The organism is Terrabacter sp. C0L_2, from assembly GCF_036352015.1.
GTDB lineage: Bacteria > Actinomycetota > Actinomycetes > Actinomycetales > Dermatophilaceae > Terrabacter > Terrabacter tumescens.
In genome coordinates, this window is the sequence record NZ_CP143557.1 from 4789051 (window position 1) to 4805099 (window position 16049).

The 16049-nt window shown below is 73.0% G+C and carries 15 protein-coding genes; 6 read left to right on the forward strand and 9 right to left on the reverse strand.

Features of this window, described 5'->3' with window-relative positions; all coding sequences use genetic code 11:
* Positions 1–9 precede the first annotated feature (9 nt).
* Positions 10–684 carry a Crp/Fnr family transcriptional regulator gene (locus U5C87_RS22330; RefSeq protein ID WP_330474572.1) on the reverse strand — a complete coding sequence of 225 codons (675 nt, stop codon included), beginning with the start codon at positions 682–684 and terminating at the stop codon, positions 10–12.
* Between the two features lie 135 nt (positions 685–819).
* Between U5C87_RS22330 and U5C87_RS22335 the strand changes: the two genes are divergently transcribed.
* A complete protein-coding gene (locus tag U5C87_RS22335; RefSeq protein WP_330474573.1) occupies positions 820–1014 on the forward strand; it encodes a hypothetical protein in 195 nt (64 codons plus the stop codon).
* A 4-nt stretch (positions 1015–1018) separates the two neighbouring features.
* Here U5C87_RS22335 and U5C87_RS22340 read toward each other — a convergent pair whose 3' ends face one another.
* Genes U5C87_RS22340 through U5C87_RS22355 form a run of 4 tightly spaced genes read right to left on the reverse strand, consistent with a single transcriptional unit; the run spans position 1019 to position 6883 of the window.
* Positions 1019–2659, reverse strand: coding sequence for a peptide ligase PGM1-related protein (locus U5C87_RS22340; RefSeq protein WP_330474574.1), 1641 nt, complete (start codon positions 2657–2659; stop codon positions 1019–1021).
* The gene (locus U5C87_RS22345; protein WP_330474575.1) at positions 2656–3813 is read right to left on the reverse strand and encodes a response regulator; all 1158 of its coding nucleotides are present in this window, start codon (positions 3811–3813) and stop codon (positions 2656–2658) included. The genes U5C87_RS22340 and U5C87_RS22345 overlap by 4 nt, the downstream gene beginning before the upstream one ends.
* Positions 3810–4205, reverse strand: a complete 396-nt coding sequence (locus U5C87_RS22350; RefSeq protein ID WP_043415985.1) for a response regulator — start codon at positions 4203–4205, stop codon at positions 3810–3812. The genes U5C87_RS22345 and U5C87_RS22350 overlap by 4 nt, the downstream gene beginning before the upstream one ends.
* The gene (locus tag U5C87_RS22355; protein ID WP_330474576.1) at positions 4202–6883 is read right to left on the reverse strand and encodes a response regulator; all 2682 of its coding nucleotides are present in this window, start codon (positions 6881–6883) and stop codon (positions 4202–4204) included. Before U5C87_RS22355 ends, U5C87_RS22350 begins: the two co-directional genes overlap by 4 nt.
* A gap of 169 nt (positions 6884–7052) precedes the next feature.
* Here U5C87_RS22355 and U5C87_RS22360 point away from each other — a divergent pair, with 169 nt between their 5' ends.
* Positions 7053–9308, forward strand: coding sequence for an MMPL family transporter (locus U5C87_RS22360; RefSeq protein ID WP_330474577.1), 2256 nt, complete (start codon positions 7053–7055; stop codon positions 9306–9308).
* On the opposite strand, the gene U5C87_RS22365 is transcribed toward U5C87_RS22360, so the two are convergent.
* From U5C87_RS22365 to U5C87_RS22375, 3 genes are read right to left on the reverse strand one after another with little or no spacing between them, the layout of a single operon-like run.
* Entirely contained in the window at positions 9292–9738 is a 447-nt protein-coding gene (locus U5C87_RS22365) for a hemerythrin domain-containing protein (protein WP_330474578.1), read from the reverse strand. The two genes, U5C87_RS22360 and U5C87_RS22365, sit on opposite strands and share 17 nt — an antisense overlap.
* 25 nt (positions 9739–9763) lie before the next feature.
* Positions 9764–12466, reverse strand: a complete 2703-nt coding sequence (locus U5C87_RS22370) for a multicopper oxidase domain-containing protein (protein WP_330474579.1) — start codon at positions 12464–12466, stop codon at positions 9764–9766.
* A gap of 16 nt (positions 12467–12482) precedes the next feature.
* Positions 12483–12782 (reverse strand): DUF2249 domain-containing protein, encoded by a 300-nt coding sequence (locus U5C87_RS22375; protein ID WP_330474580.1) that lies wholly within the window; start codon positions 12780–12782, stop codon positions 12483–12485.
* Between the two features lie 132 nt (positions 12783–12914).
* Between U5C87_RS22375 and U5C87_RS22380 the strand changes: the two genes are divergently transcribed.
* The 4 genes from U5C87_RS22380 to U5C87_RS22395 all read left to right on the forward strand — a co-directional run bounded on the left by U5C87_RS22380 (position 12915) and on the right by U5C87_RS22395 (position 15716).
* Positions 12915–13589 (forward strand): helix-turn-helix transcriptional regulator, encoded by a 675-nt coding sequence (locus U5C87_RS22380; RefSeq protein ID WP_330474581.1) that lies wholly within the window; start codon positions 12915–12917, stop codon positions 13587–13589.
* A gap of 49 nt (positions 13590–13638) precedes the next feature.
* On the forward strand, positions 13639–14343 hold the full coding sequence (locus tag U5C87_RS22385; protein WP_330474582.1) for a haloacid dehalogenase type II: 705 nt from the start codon (positions 13639–13641) through the stop codon (positions 14341–14343).
* 78 nt (positions 14344–14421) lie between these two features.
* Positions 14422–15192 carry a class I SAM-dependent methyltransferase gene (locus tag U5C87_RS22390; RefSeq protein WP_330474583.1) on the forward strand — a complete coding sequence of 257 codons (771 nt, stop codon included), beginning with the start codon at positions 14422–14424 and terminating at the stop codon, positions 15190–15192.
* Complete coding sequence (locus U5C87_RS22395) at positions 15189–15716, forward strand: NUDIX hydrolase (RefSeq protein WP_330474584.1); 528 nt, start codon at positions 15189–15191, stop codon at positions 15714–15716. Before U5C87_RS22390 ends, U5C87_RS22395 begins: the two co-directional genes overlap by 4 nt.
* A gap of 6 nt (positions 15717–15722) precedes the next feature.
* Here U5C87_RS22395 and U5C87_RS22400 read toward each other — a convergent pair whose 3' ends face one another.
* A complete protein-coding gene (locus U5C87_RS22400; RefSeq protein ID WP_330474585.1) occupies positions 15723–15959 on the reverse strand; it encodes a hypothetical protein in 237 nt (78 codons plus the stop codon).
* Positions 15960–16049 lie beyond the last annotated feature (90 nt).

The window sequence follows — 16049 nt, forward strand, 5'->3', positions numbered from 1 at the left end:
GTCGGGCAGCTACCCGCGGCCGCCCGCGTGGCGCAGTGCGGTGGGGTCGATGACGGTGACGCGTCCACGGTCGAGGGCGACCACTCCGGAAGCCTCGAGACGGCGCAGGACCCGGTTCGCCGTGGGCCGGGTGACCCCGGCGAGCTCGGCGAGCGCCGTCTGGTTGAGCGGCACCGCCACGGGCGAGATCGCTTGTGCGCCATGGGAGTAGACGCCGCACAATGCCACCAGGCTCCGGACGACGCGCAGCTCCGCAGGCGTGTGCAGGGCCTCCATGAGGGCATCGGTGAGCCGGTTGACCCGAGCGGCCAGCAGCCGGACGAGGAGCCGGCTGACCTCGGGGTGACGGGCGCAGAGCCGCTCGAAGTCGGCGTAGCGGAGCGCCAGCGTCACGGTCGGCTCGACGGCCTCGATCGTCGCCGTCCGACGGCCACCGCGCACGATCATCGCCAGCTCGCCGAAGGCCTGTCCCGGTCCCATCACCGAGTACGCGAGGCGGTCGCCGTGCTCGGAGGACCGTTGCGCCACGACCCGGCCCTCGACGACGAAGTGCACGGAGTCGGCGGCGTCCCCCTCGTGGAAGACGACGTCGCCCGCGGCATACGTGTGCCGGTGCATGCTCGCCACGACCTCCCGGCGCTCCTCGGGCGCGAGGTCGGACAGCAGGCCGAGGTCGACGTTCACCGGCCCGTCCGCGCGTGAGCACGTCCCGGGTGTCGCCGCGCGCACAGACGGCTGCGCCGCGGGACGGGATCGTCGTCGGTGAGCACATCCGCAGGGCGAGGGGCAGCGAACCCCTCGGCGAGGAGAGGCACTTCGATGACGACGACGACACGACGACGGATCCACCCGGACCTCGCGCACCACCACCCCCGGGTGACGAGGACCTCGAGCGGCGGCTGGATGTGGGCGTGCGACTGCGGAGGGGCGTCCGCGCGCTCGACCGTGGCCCGGCTCACCTGGCACCAGGCATACGTCGGCGCCCTCATCCACTCGGCCTCGATCGCACCCTGAGCGGTCACCGCAGACCCTCGCCGAGGCGCACCCGGAGGGGAACCGGGAGCGGCACCAGCGACGCACGCGCCTCGGCGAGCAACGCCGACTCCGCCCGGTCGAACACATCCTGGGCGGAGTCTGGCGTGTCCCCGATCGCCGTCATGCCGACCCGGCCGCACTCGGTGATCGAGCTGATCATGTGGAAGACGACGCCGGTCTGGCGGGACTGGTCGAAGTGCAGGCCGGCCCGCGCCACGAGGTCGAAGAGGTCGTCGACGCCGAGGCCCCGCAACGACTCGTCCTCGAGGTGGTCGGTGGCCACGAGGTGGCGCTCGGCCCCGGACGGCGTCAGGTAGCGGCCCTCCTCCTGGACGTACTCGCCGTCGGTCAGGAACTGCAGCGTCAGGAAGGGATGCGTCGTGCCGCCCTTGCGGAGGTTGACCTCGATGGCGTGGGTCTGCCACTGGTCGCCCTGCCGGACGACGACGAAGTCGAGGGCGAACCGGCCGAGCACGCCCTTGTCGGCGAGGACCCGACCGACCTTCTCGGCCTCGCGGCTGATCGTCGTGGCGTAGGCCGGGTCGGCGGGGAAGCGCGCCCCGAGGTACATCTGCCCCGTGGGGCCACCGAGGACCTGGTCGTGCGTCGAGAGGACCGCGAGCTCCCCGAGAGGCGTCACGTGCAGCTGCACGCTCGGGCTGCGGACCTCGTCGCCGACGACCCGCTCCTCGACGATCCCGCCACGCTCCTCGAGCTTCGCGAGATAGGCGTCGATCCCGACGCGGGCGTCCTCGAGCTGCATGCCCCGCACCCGCTCCTCGACCTCGGTGCGCAGGTCGGCCGGGCTGTCGGTCCCTGGACTGGCCTGTCCCGCAGCCAGACCCGACAGGTCGACGAGCGCATTGCCCGACCCGGACACCCCCTCGTTGAGCTTGACCATCGCCCACTGCACCCCGGGCCGCGCCGCGAGCAGGTCGAGCACGGCGTCGACGACCTCGTCGACCGAGTGGAGGTCCTCGGCCCCGAACGGGTGGTCGACGCCGGCCTCGGCGAAGACGCGGCGGCAGCCCGTCTTGGTCCCCAACGGGTAGAGGCGCGGGTGGGCGGCATACATCGGGATCCCGAGCAGGAGCGAGAGGTCACGCTCGCGGGTCGTGCTCGTGTAGGGCACGAGGTGGGAGCGCGTGACGTCGGGCACGAGCCCGGCGATGCGGGCCACCAGCCGGGGACGGGCCAGCAGCTTGTCGGTCAGGGGCGTCGCCGAGGAGTCGCCGACCGAGACGAGCTGGAGCCGCGACCGAGCGTGGCTCGGGATGACCCCCGGCAGCAGCGAGAGGTAGTACTCGACGACGTGCTCGTTGATGGGCATCGAGGTGACGTAGACCATCCGGAGGCGCGGCTGGCGCAGGAGCAGCAGCAGGAAGAGCAGCCGCTCCTCCATCGCCTGGTTCACGGCGCCCGCGGACGGGGCGAGCTTGTCGGCGCTCATCGACGGCACGACGACGACCGACTCGAGCGGGTCCCCCTGCCGGATGAGGCGCCACACCGCGGGGAGCCGCTCCTGGAGCTCGTCGAAGAGCTCGTCCCGGGCCGTCTCGTCGAGGTCCGCGAGAGCTCGGGCCGAGGGCGCGGGGGACGCCGGTGCACCGGTGCGTGGACTCATGGGTGGGCCTCCTGCCCGTTGGTGCCGATGACCTCGTGGACCTCGAGGGGCCGCGAGATGCCGCGCAGCTCGACGGGACCGAGCGAGCGCGTCTCGAAGCGGTCGTCGAGGCCGGCTCGCACCCGGGGGCTGACGAGGACCTGCCGCGTCGCGGCCGCCGCGCAGAGGCGGGCCGCGACGTTGGTGACCGTCCCGATGGCGGCGTAGTCCCACCGCCCCTCGAAGCCGACCCTGCCCAGCGTCGCGTAGCCCTGCGCGATGCCCACCCCGAAGCCGAGGTCGTGGCCCTGCCTGCGCCAGTGCTCGGCGAGCTCGTCGACGCGGTCGCGCATCTCGAGCGCCATCCGCACGGCCCGCTCGGGAGCGTCCGCGCACGGCGGCGGGTCGTTGAAGAAGACCATGAGCCCGTCCCCGGCGAAGTGCTCGAGCGTGCCCTCGTAGGCGAAGACGAGCTCGCCGAGCGCCGCGTGGTAGTCACGGAGCACCGACATCGTCTCCTCGGGCTCGGACGTCTCGGCGAACGCGGTGAAGCCGCGCAGGTCGGTGAAGACCGTCGTGATGTCGCGGCGGTGGCTCTCGAGGAACGACTCGTCACCCGACTCGACGATGAGCCCGGCGATCTGGGGTGAGAGGAAGCGGCGCAGCCGGCTCAGCCGCTCGAGGTCCGCCACCTGCTCGGCCACGCGCGACTCGAGCTCGGCGTTCCACCGCTCGAGGGCGACGGTCTGCTCGACGACGGTGTCGTGCAGCCGCTTGACCCGGGCCAGCGAACGGACCCGCGCCATGAGCTCGGCCTGGTCGAAGGGCTTGGTGACGAAGTCGTCGGCGCCCACCTCGAGCGCCCGCAGCCGCTGCCGTGTGCCGCTCGCGGTCACCATGACCACGGGCAGCATCGCCGTCCGGGGGTCGGCCTTGATCCGCGCGCACGTCTCGTAGCCGTCCATGACGGGCATCAGCACGTCGAGCAGGACGACGTCCACGACGCACTCGGCCAGGGCAGCCAGCGCATCGGCACCCGAGGCCTCGGAGCGGACGGCGAAGCCGTGCGGCTCGAGGACGGCGTGCATGAGCTTGCGGTTCTGCTCGAGGTCGTCGACGACGAGCACCCGCACGCCCGTGAGCGGCGGGGGGACGCCCTCGGCCGCGCCCGTCACGGCGCCCCTCCGTCGTCCCGACGCGGGAGGTGGCGGCGCACCTGGGCCGGGAACTCGCGGACGCTGATCGGCTTCTCGAGGTAGCCCGCGAAGCCCGAGTCGAGCGCCCGCTCGCGGTCGCGCTGCATCGCGAAGGCGGTGAGGGCGACGACGGGGATGTGCGCGGTCGCGTCGTGACCGCGCAGCAGCTCCAGGGCGGCGAAGCCGTCGATCCCCGGCAGCTGCAGGTCCATGAGGATGACGTCGGGCAGGGTCTCGCGTGCCTGCTCGACCCCCTGCTCACCGGTGGCCGCGACGACGACGGAGAAGCCGGCATACTCCAGCACGTCCCGCGCCAGCTTGAGGTTGCGTGGGTTGTCCTCGACGAGGAGCACCACGGGCGGGCGGCTCACGAGCCCTCCCCGTGCGTGGGGTGCGTGGGGTGCGCGGCCGCCACGGCGGCGAGCCGGCGGGCGAGACCCGGCAGGTCGATGCCCGCCTTCTCGGCGACGAAGGCGATACGGCCCTCGAGACGCGAGCGGTCCTGTGCCGTCAGGGTCTTCGCGGTCAGCACGACGATGGGCGGACCGTCCGAGTCGTGGTCCGGGCGCAGTTCGTCGATGACGGCGAAGCCGTCGACCTGCGGCATGAGCAGGTCCATGACGACGACGGACGGCGCGACCGCGCGCACGACATCGGCGGCCCGCTGGCCGCCGGCGCAGGTGTGGACCTCCCAGCCGAGCGGCTCGAGGGTGCTGCGCACGAGCTTGAGCGCGAGCGGGTCGTCGTCGACGACGACGACGCTGAGCCCGGCGCCCGCGTCGTGCGCCTGCGTGGGCGACAGCAGGCGCGTGACGGCGGCGAGGAGGTGGTCTCCGCTCACCGGCTTGACGAGGTACTCCGTCGCCCCGAGCGCAAAACCACGACCGCGCTCCGGCTCGACGCTGACGACGACGACCGGCACGGCGGCCGTCACCGGGTCGCTCTTGAGGGCCGTCAGCACCTCCCAGCCGTCCATGCCGGGCAGGTGGATGTCGAGGATGACGGCGAAGGGGTCCTGCGCCCGGACGAGGTCGAGCCCCTGCTCGCCGCTGGAGGCGCCGACGGCGCGCAGCCCAGCGGCCCGCAGGTGTAGCGCGACGAGCTCGGCCGAGCGCGGGTCGTCCTCGATGACGACGACGGTCGGGCCGCCCACGAGCTCCTCGCCGTCCGCCCACACCCCGTCCTCGGGCGCCGGCTCGGCGTCAGGCTGCGGGATCGAGAGCCCGAAGGTGCTCCCCTCGCCCGGTCGGCTCGAGAGCCACAGCCGGCCGCCGTGCAGCTCGACGATGCGTCGGCTCAGTGTCAGGCCCAGGCCCGTCCCCTCGCTCGACGACGCCGACCGCTCGCCCTGCTGGAAGGAGTCGAAGATCCGGTCCTGGTCGGCCGGGTCGATGCCGATGCCCGTGTCGGTGACGGTGATGACGACCTCCTCACGGTCGCGCCACGCGCGCACGTCGACGCTGCCCCCGTCGGGCGTGAACTTGACGGCGTTGCTCAGCAGGTTGAGCAGCACCTGCTTGAGACGGAGCTCGTCGGCCGTCACGGCCCCGAGCCCGCCGTCCATCTCGAGCGACAGGCGGATGCCGTGCAGCGCCGCGCGCTCGCGCACGAGCGAGAGGGCCTGCACCACCATGTCGTCGACCGTGAACGTCGTGAGGTCGAGCTCCATGCGGCCCGCCTCGATCTTGGACAGGTCGAGGATGTCGCCGAGCAGGGCGAGCAGGTGACGCCCGGCCGCGAGGATGTCCTGGAGGTAGTCCTCCTGGCGCTCGTTGAGCTCGCCGAACATCCGCTCGAGCAGCACCTCGGAGAAGCCGATGACGGCGTTGAGCGGCGTGCGCAGCTCGTGCGACATGCTCGCGAGGAACTCCGACTTGTGCCGGCTCGCCTGCGCGAGCTCGACGCTCTGCCGCTCGAGCTGCTGGTAGAGCCGGGCGTTGGTGAGCGCGACGGCCGACTGGTTGGCAAAAGTGGCCAGCAGCTCGCATGTCTCGGCGCTGAAGCTGCCGGGCGACTTGCGCCGCACGACGAGCGCGCCGACGACACGGTCCGCCCGCGACAGCGGGATGGCCACGAGCGAGCGCCAGCCGGAGCCGTGCAGCACCGCGAGGTGCTCGTCGAGGGGCAGCGGCACGTCGTCGAGGTCGGGGATCTGGAGCACCTCACGAGTCAGGGCGGACCGCCCGACCCAGGTGCGGTCGATGTGGATCTCGGCGGCACGGAGGGCGGCGATGACCTCTGGGCTCGTCCCTGACACGGTGCGCACGCCGAACAGGCCGTTCTGCTCGTCGAACTCCATGAGGGACCCGCCGTCGGTCCCCGACAGCTCGACGGCCCTGGAGACGATGAGGGCGAGGATCTCGTCGGGCACCAGCGTCGAGCTGATGGCCGCGCCGACCTCCGCGAGCGCCTCGAGCTGGTCGACCTTGCGGGCCAGCTCGGCTGACCGGCTCTCCACGGCGGCGAAGAGCTCGACGTGGCGCAGCGCGAGCGCGGCCTGCTCGGCGAACGTCGTCAGCAGCTCCTCGGCCCGCTCGTCGAAGGGATCGACCTCGGTGCGCCAGACGTTGAGGGCGCCGACCACCTCGTCGCCCACGACCATGGGCGCGCCCATCATGGTCCGGTAGCCGCCGAGCTGCTGGAAGTCCGTGCGCCCGTACCCCGGGTCGGCCAGGACGTCGTCGATGCGGTGGATGACCCGGTCCATCGTGACGCGTCCGACCAGGGTGGACCGGTCACGCGCAATGGGGTGCTCGGCGACGAAGTCGACGAACTCCGGCGTGAGCCCGCTTGAGCGGGCCAGCACGAACCCGTCACCGTCGACGAGGTAGATCTGCGCCACCTGAGCGCCGAGCAGCCTCCGCGCGTTGTCCACGACGGTGTCGAAGACCCGGTCCCGACCCGGCTGTCCCGTGTGCGTGGCGCTCGTCAGGACCTTGAGGACGTCGCTCGTGGCCCGGAACTGCTCCTGCACGTCGGCCAGACGCGACTCCAGCTCGGCGCGGTCCCTGCTCGCCGAGCCCTCTGCGGCTGCCTCGAACCCGCCCATGCGAGTCCCCCATCGTGCTGTGAGTCCCTGTGGTCCCCCACACGAGTGTCCTCCCCGACGCGCCGGCGCACCACGGAATCGCCTCAGGTCCCGGGCCGCCGGGCCGGCACACCCGTCGTCTCCTCGCGGTGTCCAACCTTGCCGCCTGCGTCTGCTCCATGATGTGACCATGAGCGAGACTTCTCGGGGCACGGGCGGGCCGACGAGACCGAGGGGACGCGCCGCCGTGCGGTGGATCGCGGCCCTCGCCGTCCTCGCCTGGCTCGCCATCGGCGGCGCGGGTGGCCCGCTCGTCGGACGGCTGTCGGAGGTCGCGACCAACGACAACGCCAACTTCCTGCCACCCTCGGCCGAGTCGACGTCGGTGAGCAAGCTCGTGCAGCGCACCACCGACACGCAGACGCTGCCCTACCTCGTCGTCGTCGAGCGCACGAGCGGGCTGACGCCTGCCGACCTCCAGGCGATCCAGACCTGGGTGGCCGGCATCCCCGACCTCAAGCTCGCCGACCCGAGCCGCACGGTGGGCGAGTTCCTCCAGGCCCCCCCGACGGCCGCGATCCCCAGCCAGGACAAGCAGGCCACCCTCGTCCCGGTCGCGTTCCTCGCGGACCAGGCCGAGGTGACCATCAACGGCGACACGGCGTTGTATGCCGTCGCGCAGGCCCTGCGTGAGTCCGCGGCGTCGTCGTTGGGGTCGTCGGGACTCACGGTCCACGTCACGGGCGCCGGCGGCTTCTTCGCCGACTTCATCATCGCCTTCAGCGGCATCGACGGCATCCTGCTGCTCGTCGCCCTCGGCGTCGTCTTCCTCATCCTGCTCATCGTCTACCGCAGCCCGATCCTGCCCTTCGCCGTGCTCATCACGGCGATGTTCGGCCTGTCGCTCGCCGCGCTCGTCGTCTTCCCGCTCGCCAAGAACGGCGCCATCAGCCTGAGCGGCCAGAGCCAGGGCATCCTGTCGATCCTCGTCGTCGGTGCGGCCACGGACTACGCGCTGCTGCTCGTCGCCCGCTTCAAGGAGGAGCTGCACGACGAGGAGTCGACGTGGGCCGCGATGAAGACGGCCTGGCGGGCCTCGCTCGAGCCGATCGCGGCGAGCGCCGCCACCGTCGTCCTGGGCCTGCTCTGCCTGCGGCTGTCCGACCTCGGCAGCACCAAGGGGCTGGGGCCCGTCGGGGCGCTCGGCATCGTCGGGGCCTTCGTCGCGTCACTGACGTTCCTGCCCGCGGTGCTGCTCCTCATCGGTCGCCGCATCTTCTGGCCGCAGGTCCCGCGGGTCGACCACGTCCACAGCGCCGACGCCGTCGGCACGCGCGGCATCTGGGGCCGGGTCGCCGGCCTGGTCGGGCGCCGTCCGCGCCGCACCTGGGTGATCACGTTGCTCGCGCTGCTGGCGTGCGCCGCCTTCCTGCCGACGCTCAACGCCCGCGGCATCGCCCAGTCGGACCTGTTCCTCACGAAGGTCGACTCCGTCACCGGGCAGGAGGTGCTGGCCCGCCACTTCCCCGCCGGCTCCGGCTCCCCCGTCCAGATCGCCGCACCGCAGGCGAAGGCCGACGCCGTGGTCCAGGTGCTCGAGGCCACGGAGGGCGTGAGCAACCCGCAGGTGGGCCTCGTCCCGGGCCAGCCGCCCAAGGTCGTCGACGGGCAGGTCATCGTGCAGGCCACCCTCGACGCGGCCGCCGACAGCGTGGCGGCCGAGGACACGATCGAGACGCTCCGCAGTTCGCTGGACCGCGTCGGGAGCGACGTTCTCGTCGGTGGCACGACGGCGACCAACCTCGACGTGCGGCTGGCGAGCGAGCGTGACCTCAAGGTCATCATCCCGACGATCCTCGCCGTGATCTTCGTCGTGCTCGTGCTGCTGCTGCGCTCGATCATCGCGCCGCTCGTCCTCGTCGCCGCGAACGTCCTGTCGTTCGCCGCGACCATGGGGGTCTCGGCGATCGCGTTCAACCACGTCTTCGACTTCCCGGGCTCGGACCCGTCGACGCCCCTCTACGGCTTCGTCTTCCTCGTGGCCCTCGGCATCGACTACTCGATCTTCCTCATGACCCGCGTCCGTGAGGAGTCGCGCTCGCGCGGCACCCGTCCGGGCATCCTCGTCGCGCTCGCCGTCACGGGCGGGGTCATCACGAGCGCGGGCATCGTCCTGGCATCGACCTTCTCCGCCCTCGCGGTGCTGCCGATCCTCTTCCTCGTCCAGATCGCCTTCATCGTCGCCTTCGGCGTGCTCCTCGACACGCTCGTCGTCCGGAGCCTGCTCGTGCCGGCGGTCTCCTACGACCTCGGCGACCGGATCTGGTGGCCGGTCGGACTGCCCCGTGCCGGCCGCCACGAGCCGGGCTCCGAGTCCGTTGTCGACGTCCACGCGCGTCTGGACGACGGCACGCCCCGCGAGTCGTCCCCTAGCGGTCCGTCCTGACCCCGGCCCTCGGGGTCAACCGCTCCACCTCGTCCCACTCCTGGCCCCCGAGGTGGATGGCCGCGGCGGGGAAGAGCCCGTTGTCCTCGCGGTTGATGTGCTCGCGGAGGGCGTCCTCGAAGCGCGGGTAGAGGTCGACCTCGCCGTCGGCGACGCGCGCGAGCAGGTCGTCGAGCTCGTGGTGCTCGCCGCACAGCCGGCTGATGTGGTCGGTGAAGACCTCGTCGCGGGCCATGACCGTGAAGAGCCCGGCCTCCTCGGCCTCGACGTGGGGCAGCAGGTGCGCCGCGAGTGTCTCTGCCGCCGCACGGCGCCGGACCGGGTCCTCGAGCCCGTCGCGCAGGGCGCCGAGGTGGTTGACGATGTGCTCGTGCTCGGCCATGAACCGGCCGACGACCTCGAGGTCAGCACACCCGCAGTAGCTGCACATCAGCTGTTCCCTTCGGTGGTGGTCGTCACGGCGTGACGACCATGATGCCGTGGGCGCCGCGCTCGGCGTCCGCCATCACGTGGTCGACGAATGCGTAGTGGCCCGGCTCCGCGAACGCTGTGTCGACGAAACCGCCCTGGGAGGCGCCGAGCGACAGCGTCTGGCTGCCCCCGGACGTCCCGGGGCGCAGCAGCCAGGCACCCTCGGCCCAGGCGGCGTCGAACTGCGCCCCGACGACGTGGAAGCTCGTCGGCCGGTTGGGGCCGGCATCGAGCACCCAGAAGCGGACCCGCTCCCCCACCCGTGCGGTCAGGGGTGTCGTGTCGTACTGGTCGGCGACACCGTTGAAGGCGACGACGTCCGGCGAGTCGCCCTGTGCCTTGGTCGCATCCACCTCACTGGCGCTGCCGCGTGCCGTGCTGGCACCGAGGTAGGCCTCGGACTGCACGAGCAGGTACGACCGGTCCACGGCCGGCAGGTCCGGCGGCTCGATGACGACGGCGCCGAAGAGGCCGGCCGAGATGTGGGCCGACATCGGCATCGTCGCGCAGTGGTACATCCAGATGCCGGCTCTCGTCGCCGTGAAGCGGTAGGTGAGGCTGCCGCCCGGCGGGACCGTGCGCATGACGTCGTCCGGCGCACGAGACCCCGCGTGGAAGTCGACGGAGTGGCCCATCGTGCCGTGGTTGACGAGGGTGACCTCGAAGACGTCGCCGACGCGGCCGTGCAGGGTCGGGCCGGGCGACGTGCCGTCGTAGGTCCACCGCCGCTGCCACCGCCCCGGCGCGACCTCCTGCTCCTGCTCCTCGACGGTGAGCGTCACGCGGTGGGTACGCGCTGCGGTGAGCGGAGGGAGGACGGGGTCGTATGCCGTGAAGCCCGGTGCCATGGCCGAGTGGCCCGGCTGCCCCGGGGTCGCCGGCATCGCGTGGCCACCGGAGGCCGGGCCGGGCAGGGCCGCGGCCGGGGCGCCCTCCGCTGCGGGCGCGCCGGAGACCCTGACGTGCAGCACCATGCCCATCTGCCGGTGCCCGACGACGGAGCACCAGCCCTCGACCGGTCCGCCGACGACGCCCGCGTCGAGGCGGGCGGTGGCGCCGGGGGCCAGGCGCGGGGTGCGGGCCCCGGTGTCGAGGACGAGGTCGTGGGTGGTCGTGGCGTCGCGGTTCGTCAGCTCGACGACGAGCCGGTCGCCGCGCGGGACGGTGATCGTGGCGGGCGTGAACCGCATGGCGTCGGCGACGACACGGACCGTGGTCGTGTGGCCGGTGGGGGTGGTGCCGTCCCCGGCCTCTGTGGCGCGGGCGGCCGGCGGCAGCCCCAGGCCGACCGCGACGGCGAGGGCCATCACGGAGAGTGCTGCCGGGATCTGCGGCGAGGACCAGAAGGGCTTGTCCTGCAACGGGGTTCGCATCGGAACCCGGGTCGAAGGGCCGTCCGGGCCGGAGGCCGCACGGCGAGCCCGGACGGAGTCCCGGACCGAGAGCCCGACGAGCGGGAGGAACGAGGCGATCGCGAGGCAGGCCGCGACGGCAGCGACGACACGGGGGGCAGACGGCAGGGGCAGCAGCCACAGCAGGACCGCGGCGTTGAGGACGACGACCCGGAAGGGCGCCCCCCGCTCGAACCACCCGAGGCCCGCGCGCACCGCCGAGGGACCGCCGCCCAGGACGCTCGGCACGAGGTGGCTCAGGGCGGCGAGGACGAGCTGGAGGGCGAAGCCGACCGCGAGCGCGCCGGCCACGCGGTCGTACCGGTCGCCGACCGCTGACCAGTCCGTTGCGCCGAGCAGCAGGACGGCGACCCCGACGACGGTCGCGACGAGCCACGCGAGTGCCGCCGCGGCCGACACGGTGGCGAAGCGCCGGGGCGGACTGCGACGGGCCGGCGCGAGGAGGGCGCGACCCCACCAGAGCAGGCCCACGGCATACGCCAGCAGTGCCGTCGCGCAGAGTGTCCGCACGTCGAGGAGGGCGCCGGTGACCGCGACGCACAGAGCGCCACCGAGCAGCGGGAGTGCCTGTCGGGCCAGCGTTTCGGCCCGGTCGTCCATCTTGGCCCGCAACATCGTCGGCCAGAGGGTGACGAGGGTCCCGGTGACGGTGAGGCCGAGCCAGCCCAGGGCCATGGTGAGCGAGTGGGCGACGAGGAGCCGGGCGTGCCACGGGTCCGCCGGCTGGCGCGCGAGGAGCACGCCGAAGGTCGCGCCCACCGGCATGCAGGCCGCAGCGGCGAGGTAGTAGCGGATCGTGATCCGGAAGCGGCCGGGCAGCGCGGACCGCAGCCGGCGCCAGAGCTGCACGCCGTGCCAGGTGACGGCGGCGGCTGCGGTCGTGGCGCCGGCGAGCGTCACGGCCCACCAGCCGGCAGGGACGCCGACGAGGACGAGGAAGGTGCCGGTGACGAGCAGCGCGAGCCGTCGCCCCTGCTCTCGCCGCCCGTCGACCGTCGGCGGCGTCTTCAGGAGGGCCTGGGCGAAGTGCGTGCTCCACACCATGGCCGCGTGGGTGACCGCACCGAGCAGCACGAGGTGCACGACGAGCCAGTCCGATGCCGGCAGACCTCGCCCGACGGCGGCGACCACGAGCGCAGCCGTCAGCCAGAGCGTCGTCGGGTGGTCACGCAGCGGCCAGTTGCCGCGGCCGGGAAGCGCTGCTGCAGTGGGACGCTCGCCGTGGTCCGCGGTCCTGGTGGGCGCGGGGTCAGGCGTGCTGTCGGTGTCGGGCACGGGCGGATGTCGTGCGTCAGGCGCGACGGGCCAGGCGCAGAGTCCAGGCGTCCGGCCCGGTGACGAGGTAGGTGACCTCGATGGCGCCGCTCTCGCGCTCGGCGATCTGGGCGAGCAGCGGCTTGGGGTCGTGCGGTGCCACGAGACGCATCGACCCACCCGCGGGCACGGCCCCCAGCGCACCGAACACGGTCGCGTGCCGGATGGCGTGCGGGATGACCCGGACGTCGAGCTCCGGCTCGCCCTCGTCGGAGCAGCCGCACCCGCACGCGGGCGCGCTGATGTCGGACACGGGTAGGGGCTGGGCTGCGGTCACGATGTCTCCTCGGGTGCGGATGGGCGGAGTATTTATTACACTCGCCATGTGAAAAATACTCCCGGCCCGCGGCCCACGCCAAACCGAGCCGGTTCGGTCGACGGCGTCCGCGGTCCGATCCCGCTCCCGGAGGTGCCACCCGCGCGCCGCCGGGTGCTCGCAGCGGTCGCGGACCGTGAGGTCGCCGGCGGGGAGACGACGGTCGGCGACCTGGCTGCAGACCTCGGCGGCCACCCGAACTCGACGCGTGGCCACCTCAGCCAGCTCGTCGACGACGGGCTGCTCGAGCGCGTCCCGCTGGTGGCGGGGACCCGGGGACGGCCGGCCCACGGGCACCGACTGACCCCGCGCGGACGACTCGTGCTCGAGGCCGTGCAGGTGGCGGAGCCCGTCGCCACCGACGAGCTCGTGGCCGCCATGGCCGAGCACCTCTCCACGACACCGGACGCCGAGACCCACGCCCGGGCCATCGGACGGCTGTGGGCGTCGCAGCTCGCGCACGGCCCCGCGTCGCGGCCGGCGAGGAAGGCTCCTTCCGCGCCGGCGGGCGCGCCCTCCCCCGTCGAACCGGTGACCACGCTCCTGCGGACCGCGGGCTTCTCCCCGGAGCGGGACCCGTCGGGGGACGTGGCCCTGCGCACGTGCCCGGTCCTGGCCTCGGCGCGGGCCCACCCCGGCGTCGTGTGCACGATGCACGAGGAGATGCTGCGCGCCGCCCTCGACGACGCCGGGACCACCGACGTCGAGGTGGAGCTCGCCCCCTTCGCCCGCGAGGGCGCCTGCCTCGTGCACCTGCGCCGTCGCTGACCTTCGCGGGACGCGAGACGCCGCGCGCGGCACGGGGGCACCATGGGGCATGACCTCAGCGACGCCCTCCGCCCTCGACCGGCGACCCCGGCTCCTCGTCCTCGACGTCAACGAGACGCTGTCGGACATGACCCACCTCGGCGACCGGTTCGTCGAGGTCGGCGTGCCGCCCTACCTCGCCGCGCCGTGGTTCGCCGGCCTGCTGCGCGACGGTTTCGCCCTGGCCGTGACGGGCCGCAACGCCGCGTTCGCCGACGTCGCCCGCTCGTCCCTGCACACGGTGCTGCACGACAAGGCGAACGTCGAGGCCGCGACGCGCCACATCATGGCCGGCTTCCTCGCCCTCCCCCTCCACGACGACGTGCGCGACGGGATCCAGGCGCTGCGGGCGCTCGGGCTGCGGCTGGTGACCCTGAGCAACGGGTCGGCCGACATCGCCGAGGGCCTCTTCGAACGCGGCGGCATCCGCGACGCCTTCGAGCACGTGCTCTCGGTCGAGGACGCGCCCGCCTGGAAGCCCGCGGCATCGGCCTACGCGTATGCGTTGGGCAAGTGCGGCGTGGCAGCCGAGGACGCGATGCTCGTGGCCGTCCACCCGTGGGACGTCCACGGCGCCAAGGCTGCCGGGCTGCGGGCGGCATGGATCGACCGGACGGGTGCGCCCTACCCGGACGCCATGGAGCCCGCCGACCTCGTCGCGCGCTCGCTCCCCGCGCTCGCGGCCCACCTGGAGGAGCTGCCGGCCGCCAAGTGACGTCGCTGGGTGACGTTGCCGGGTGACGTCGCTGGGTGACGCGCGCCGCGTGACGAGCGCCGTGTCAGGATGCTCGGCATGGATGGACGTGCACTGAGCTTCGGGACGGTCGCCGCGGCATACGAGAGGTTCCGTCCGGGCTACCCCGAGGGGCTGTTCGACGCGGTGTCGGCCTACGTAGGACGGCCAATCGGGACGGCGCTCGAGATCGGCGCGGGCACCGGCAAGGCCACCCGGCTGTTCGCCGGCCGCGGCGTCGCGGTCACGGCGACGGAGCCCGACGCAGCCATGCTCGAGGAGCTGCGCCGCCACGTGCCAGCGACCGTCACGACCCGGCAGGCGGCGTTCGAGGACCTCGGGGACGCCGGTCGTCACGACCTCGTCTACGCCGCAGCCGCGCTGCACTGGACGCAGCCGGAAGGCCGGTGGTCGCGCATGGCCGCGCTGCTGGAGCCCGGCGGCGTGCTCGCGTCGTTCGGCGGCCCGGTCCAGCTGGCCGACCCGGCCGTCGCGGACGCCGTGCGCGCGGCCCGGGAGCCGTTCCTCGAGAGCGACGAGATGGCCTCTCCCGACGGGACGCCGGCAGACCAGCCGATGCAGTGGCCGGGCACCGAGCTCGAGCGGTCCGAGTGGTTCACCGACGTGGAGCAGTCGGTCATCGAGCGACGCCTGACGATGGGTGCCGGCGACTTCGTCGGCTATCTGTCGACGGTCTCGGCCTACCTCGAGCTGCCGGCTGCCGACCGGGCGCAGGTGTTCGACCAGGTCCTGCAGGTCCTGCCCGAGACGGTCGAGATCAGCGCCGACGTCACCGTCCACCTCGCTCGTCGGGTGGCGGACCTCCCGTGACGGGTGCGCGGCTGCTCGTCACGACCAGCGGCGCCGCCTGGCTTCCTGCCGGCGGCGACGCGGAGGTCTGGGTCGGCGACGACGTGCCGCTGCCCGAGCCGACGATCATCGTGCGGCTCCTGCTGGCCCGGCGCCCGGACGGGGTGCCCGCTCGCTTCTTCTGTGTGCCGAGCGGCAAGGGGCTCGACCTGCCGACGCGCTACCTCGAGCCCGGCCCCGAGCGCGCCGACCCCTCGCTCGGGGTGGCACGCCTCGTGGCCGAGGTCCTCGGCGCGGCGAGCGACATTCCGATCCGGTGTATCGGCTTCGTGCGCAACGTCGTTCGCGTCCCCGACGCCACCTATCCCCACCCTGTGCCGTGGGCCCACGTGCCCGTCCTCACCGTCGACGACGACCCGGAGCCCGTGGTGGCCGGCGAGTGGGTCGACCTCGCGAGCGCCCGCGCCGGCCTCGGCGCCCGGCACTGGTGGCCGATCGTCGAGCACCACCTCGGTCCTGGCCGGGTGCCCGTCGACCGACCGTGACGGGCGTCAGCTCTCGCTGATCGCAGCGAAGGCCTGCTTGGTGTCGCGGTACCAGTCCATCGACTTCTTGGGGTGGCGCCACCGGCCCTTCATGGCGTCGCGAGCCTCCTGGTGGGTCGCGTCGCCGCTGGCCACCGCCTCCTTGAGGTGGCGGTCCTGGGCCTTGATGACGTCGTCGGCGCTCTCACCCTGGTGCGCGAGGTCGCAGGGCCCTCCGAGGGCGCGGCAGGTCATGCTCTTCATGGTCGTCTCCTTGCTGGTCGCTGTCACTGGTCGACGTCGCTGATCGACGTGCTGCCATGATGACGATCGAGGTCGGCAGAGTGTGACTGC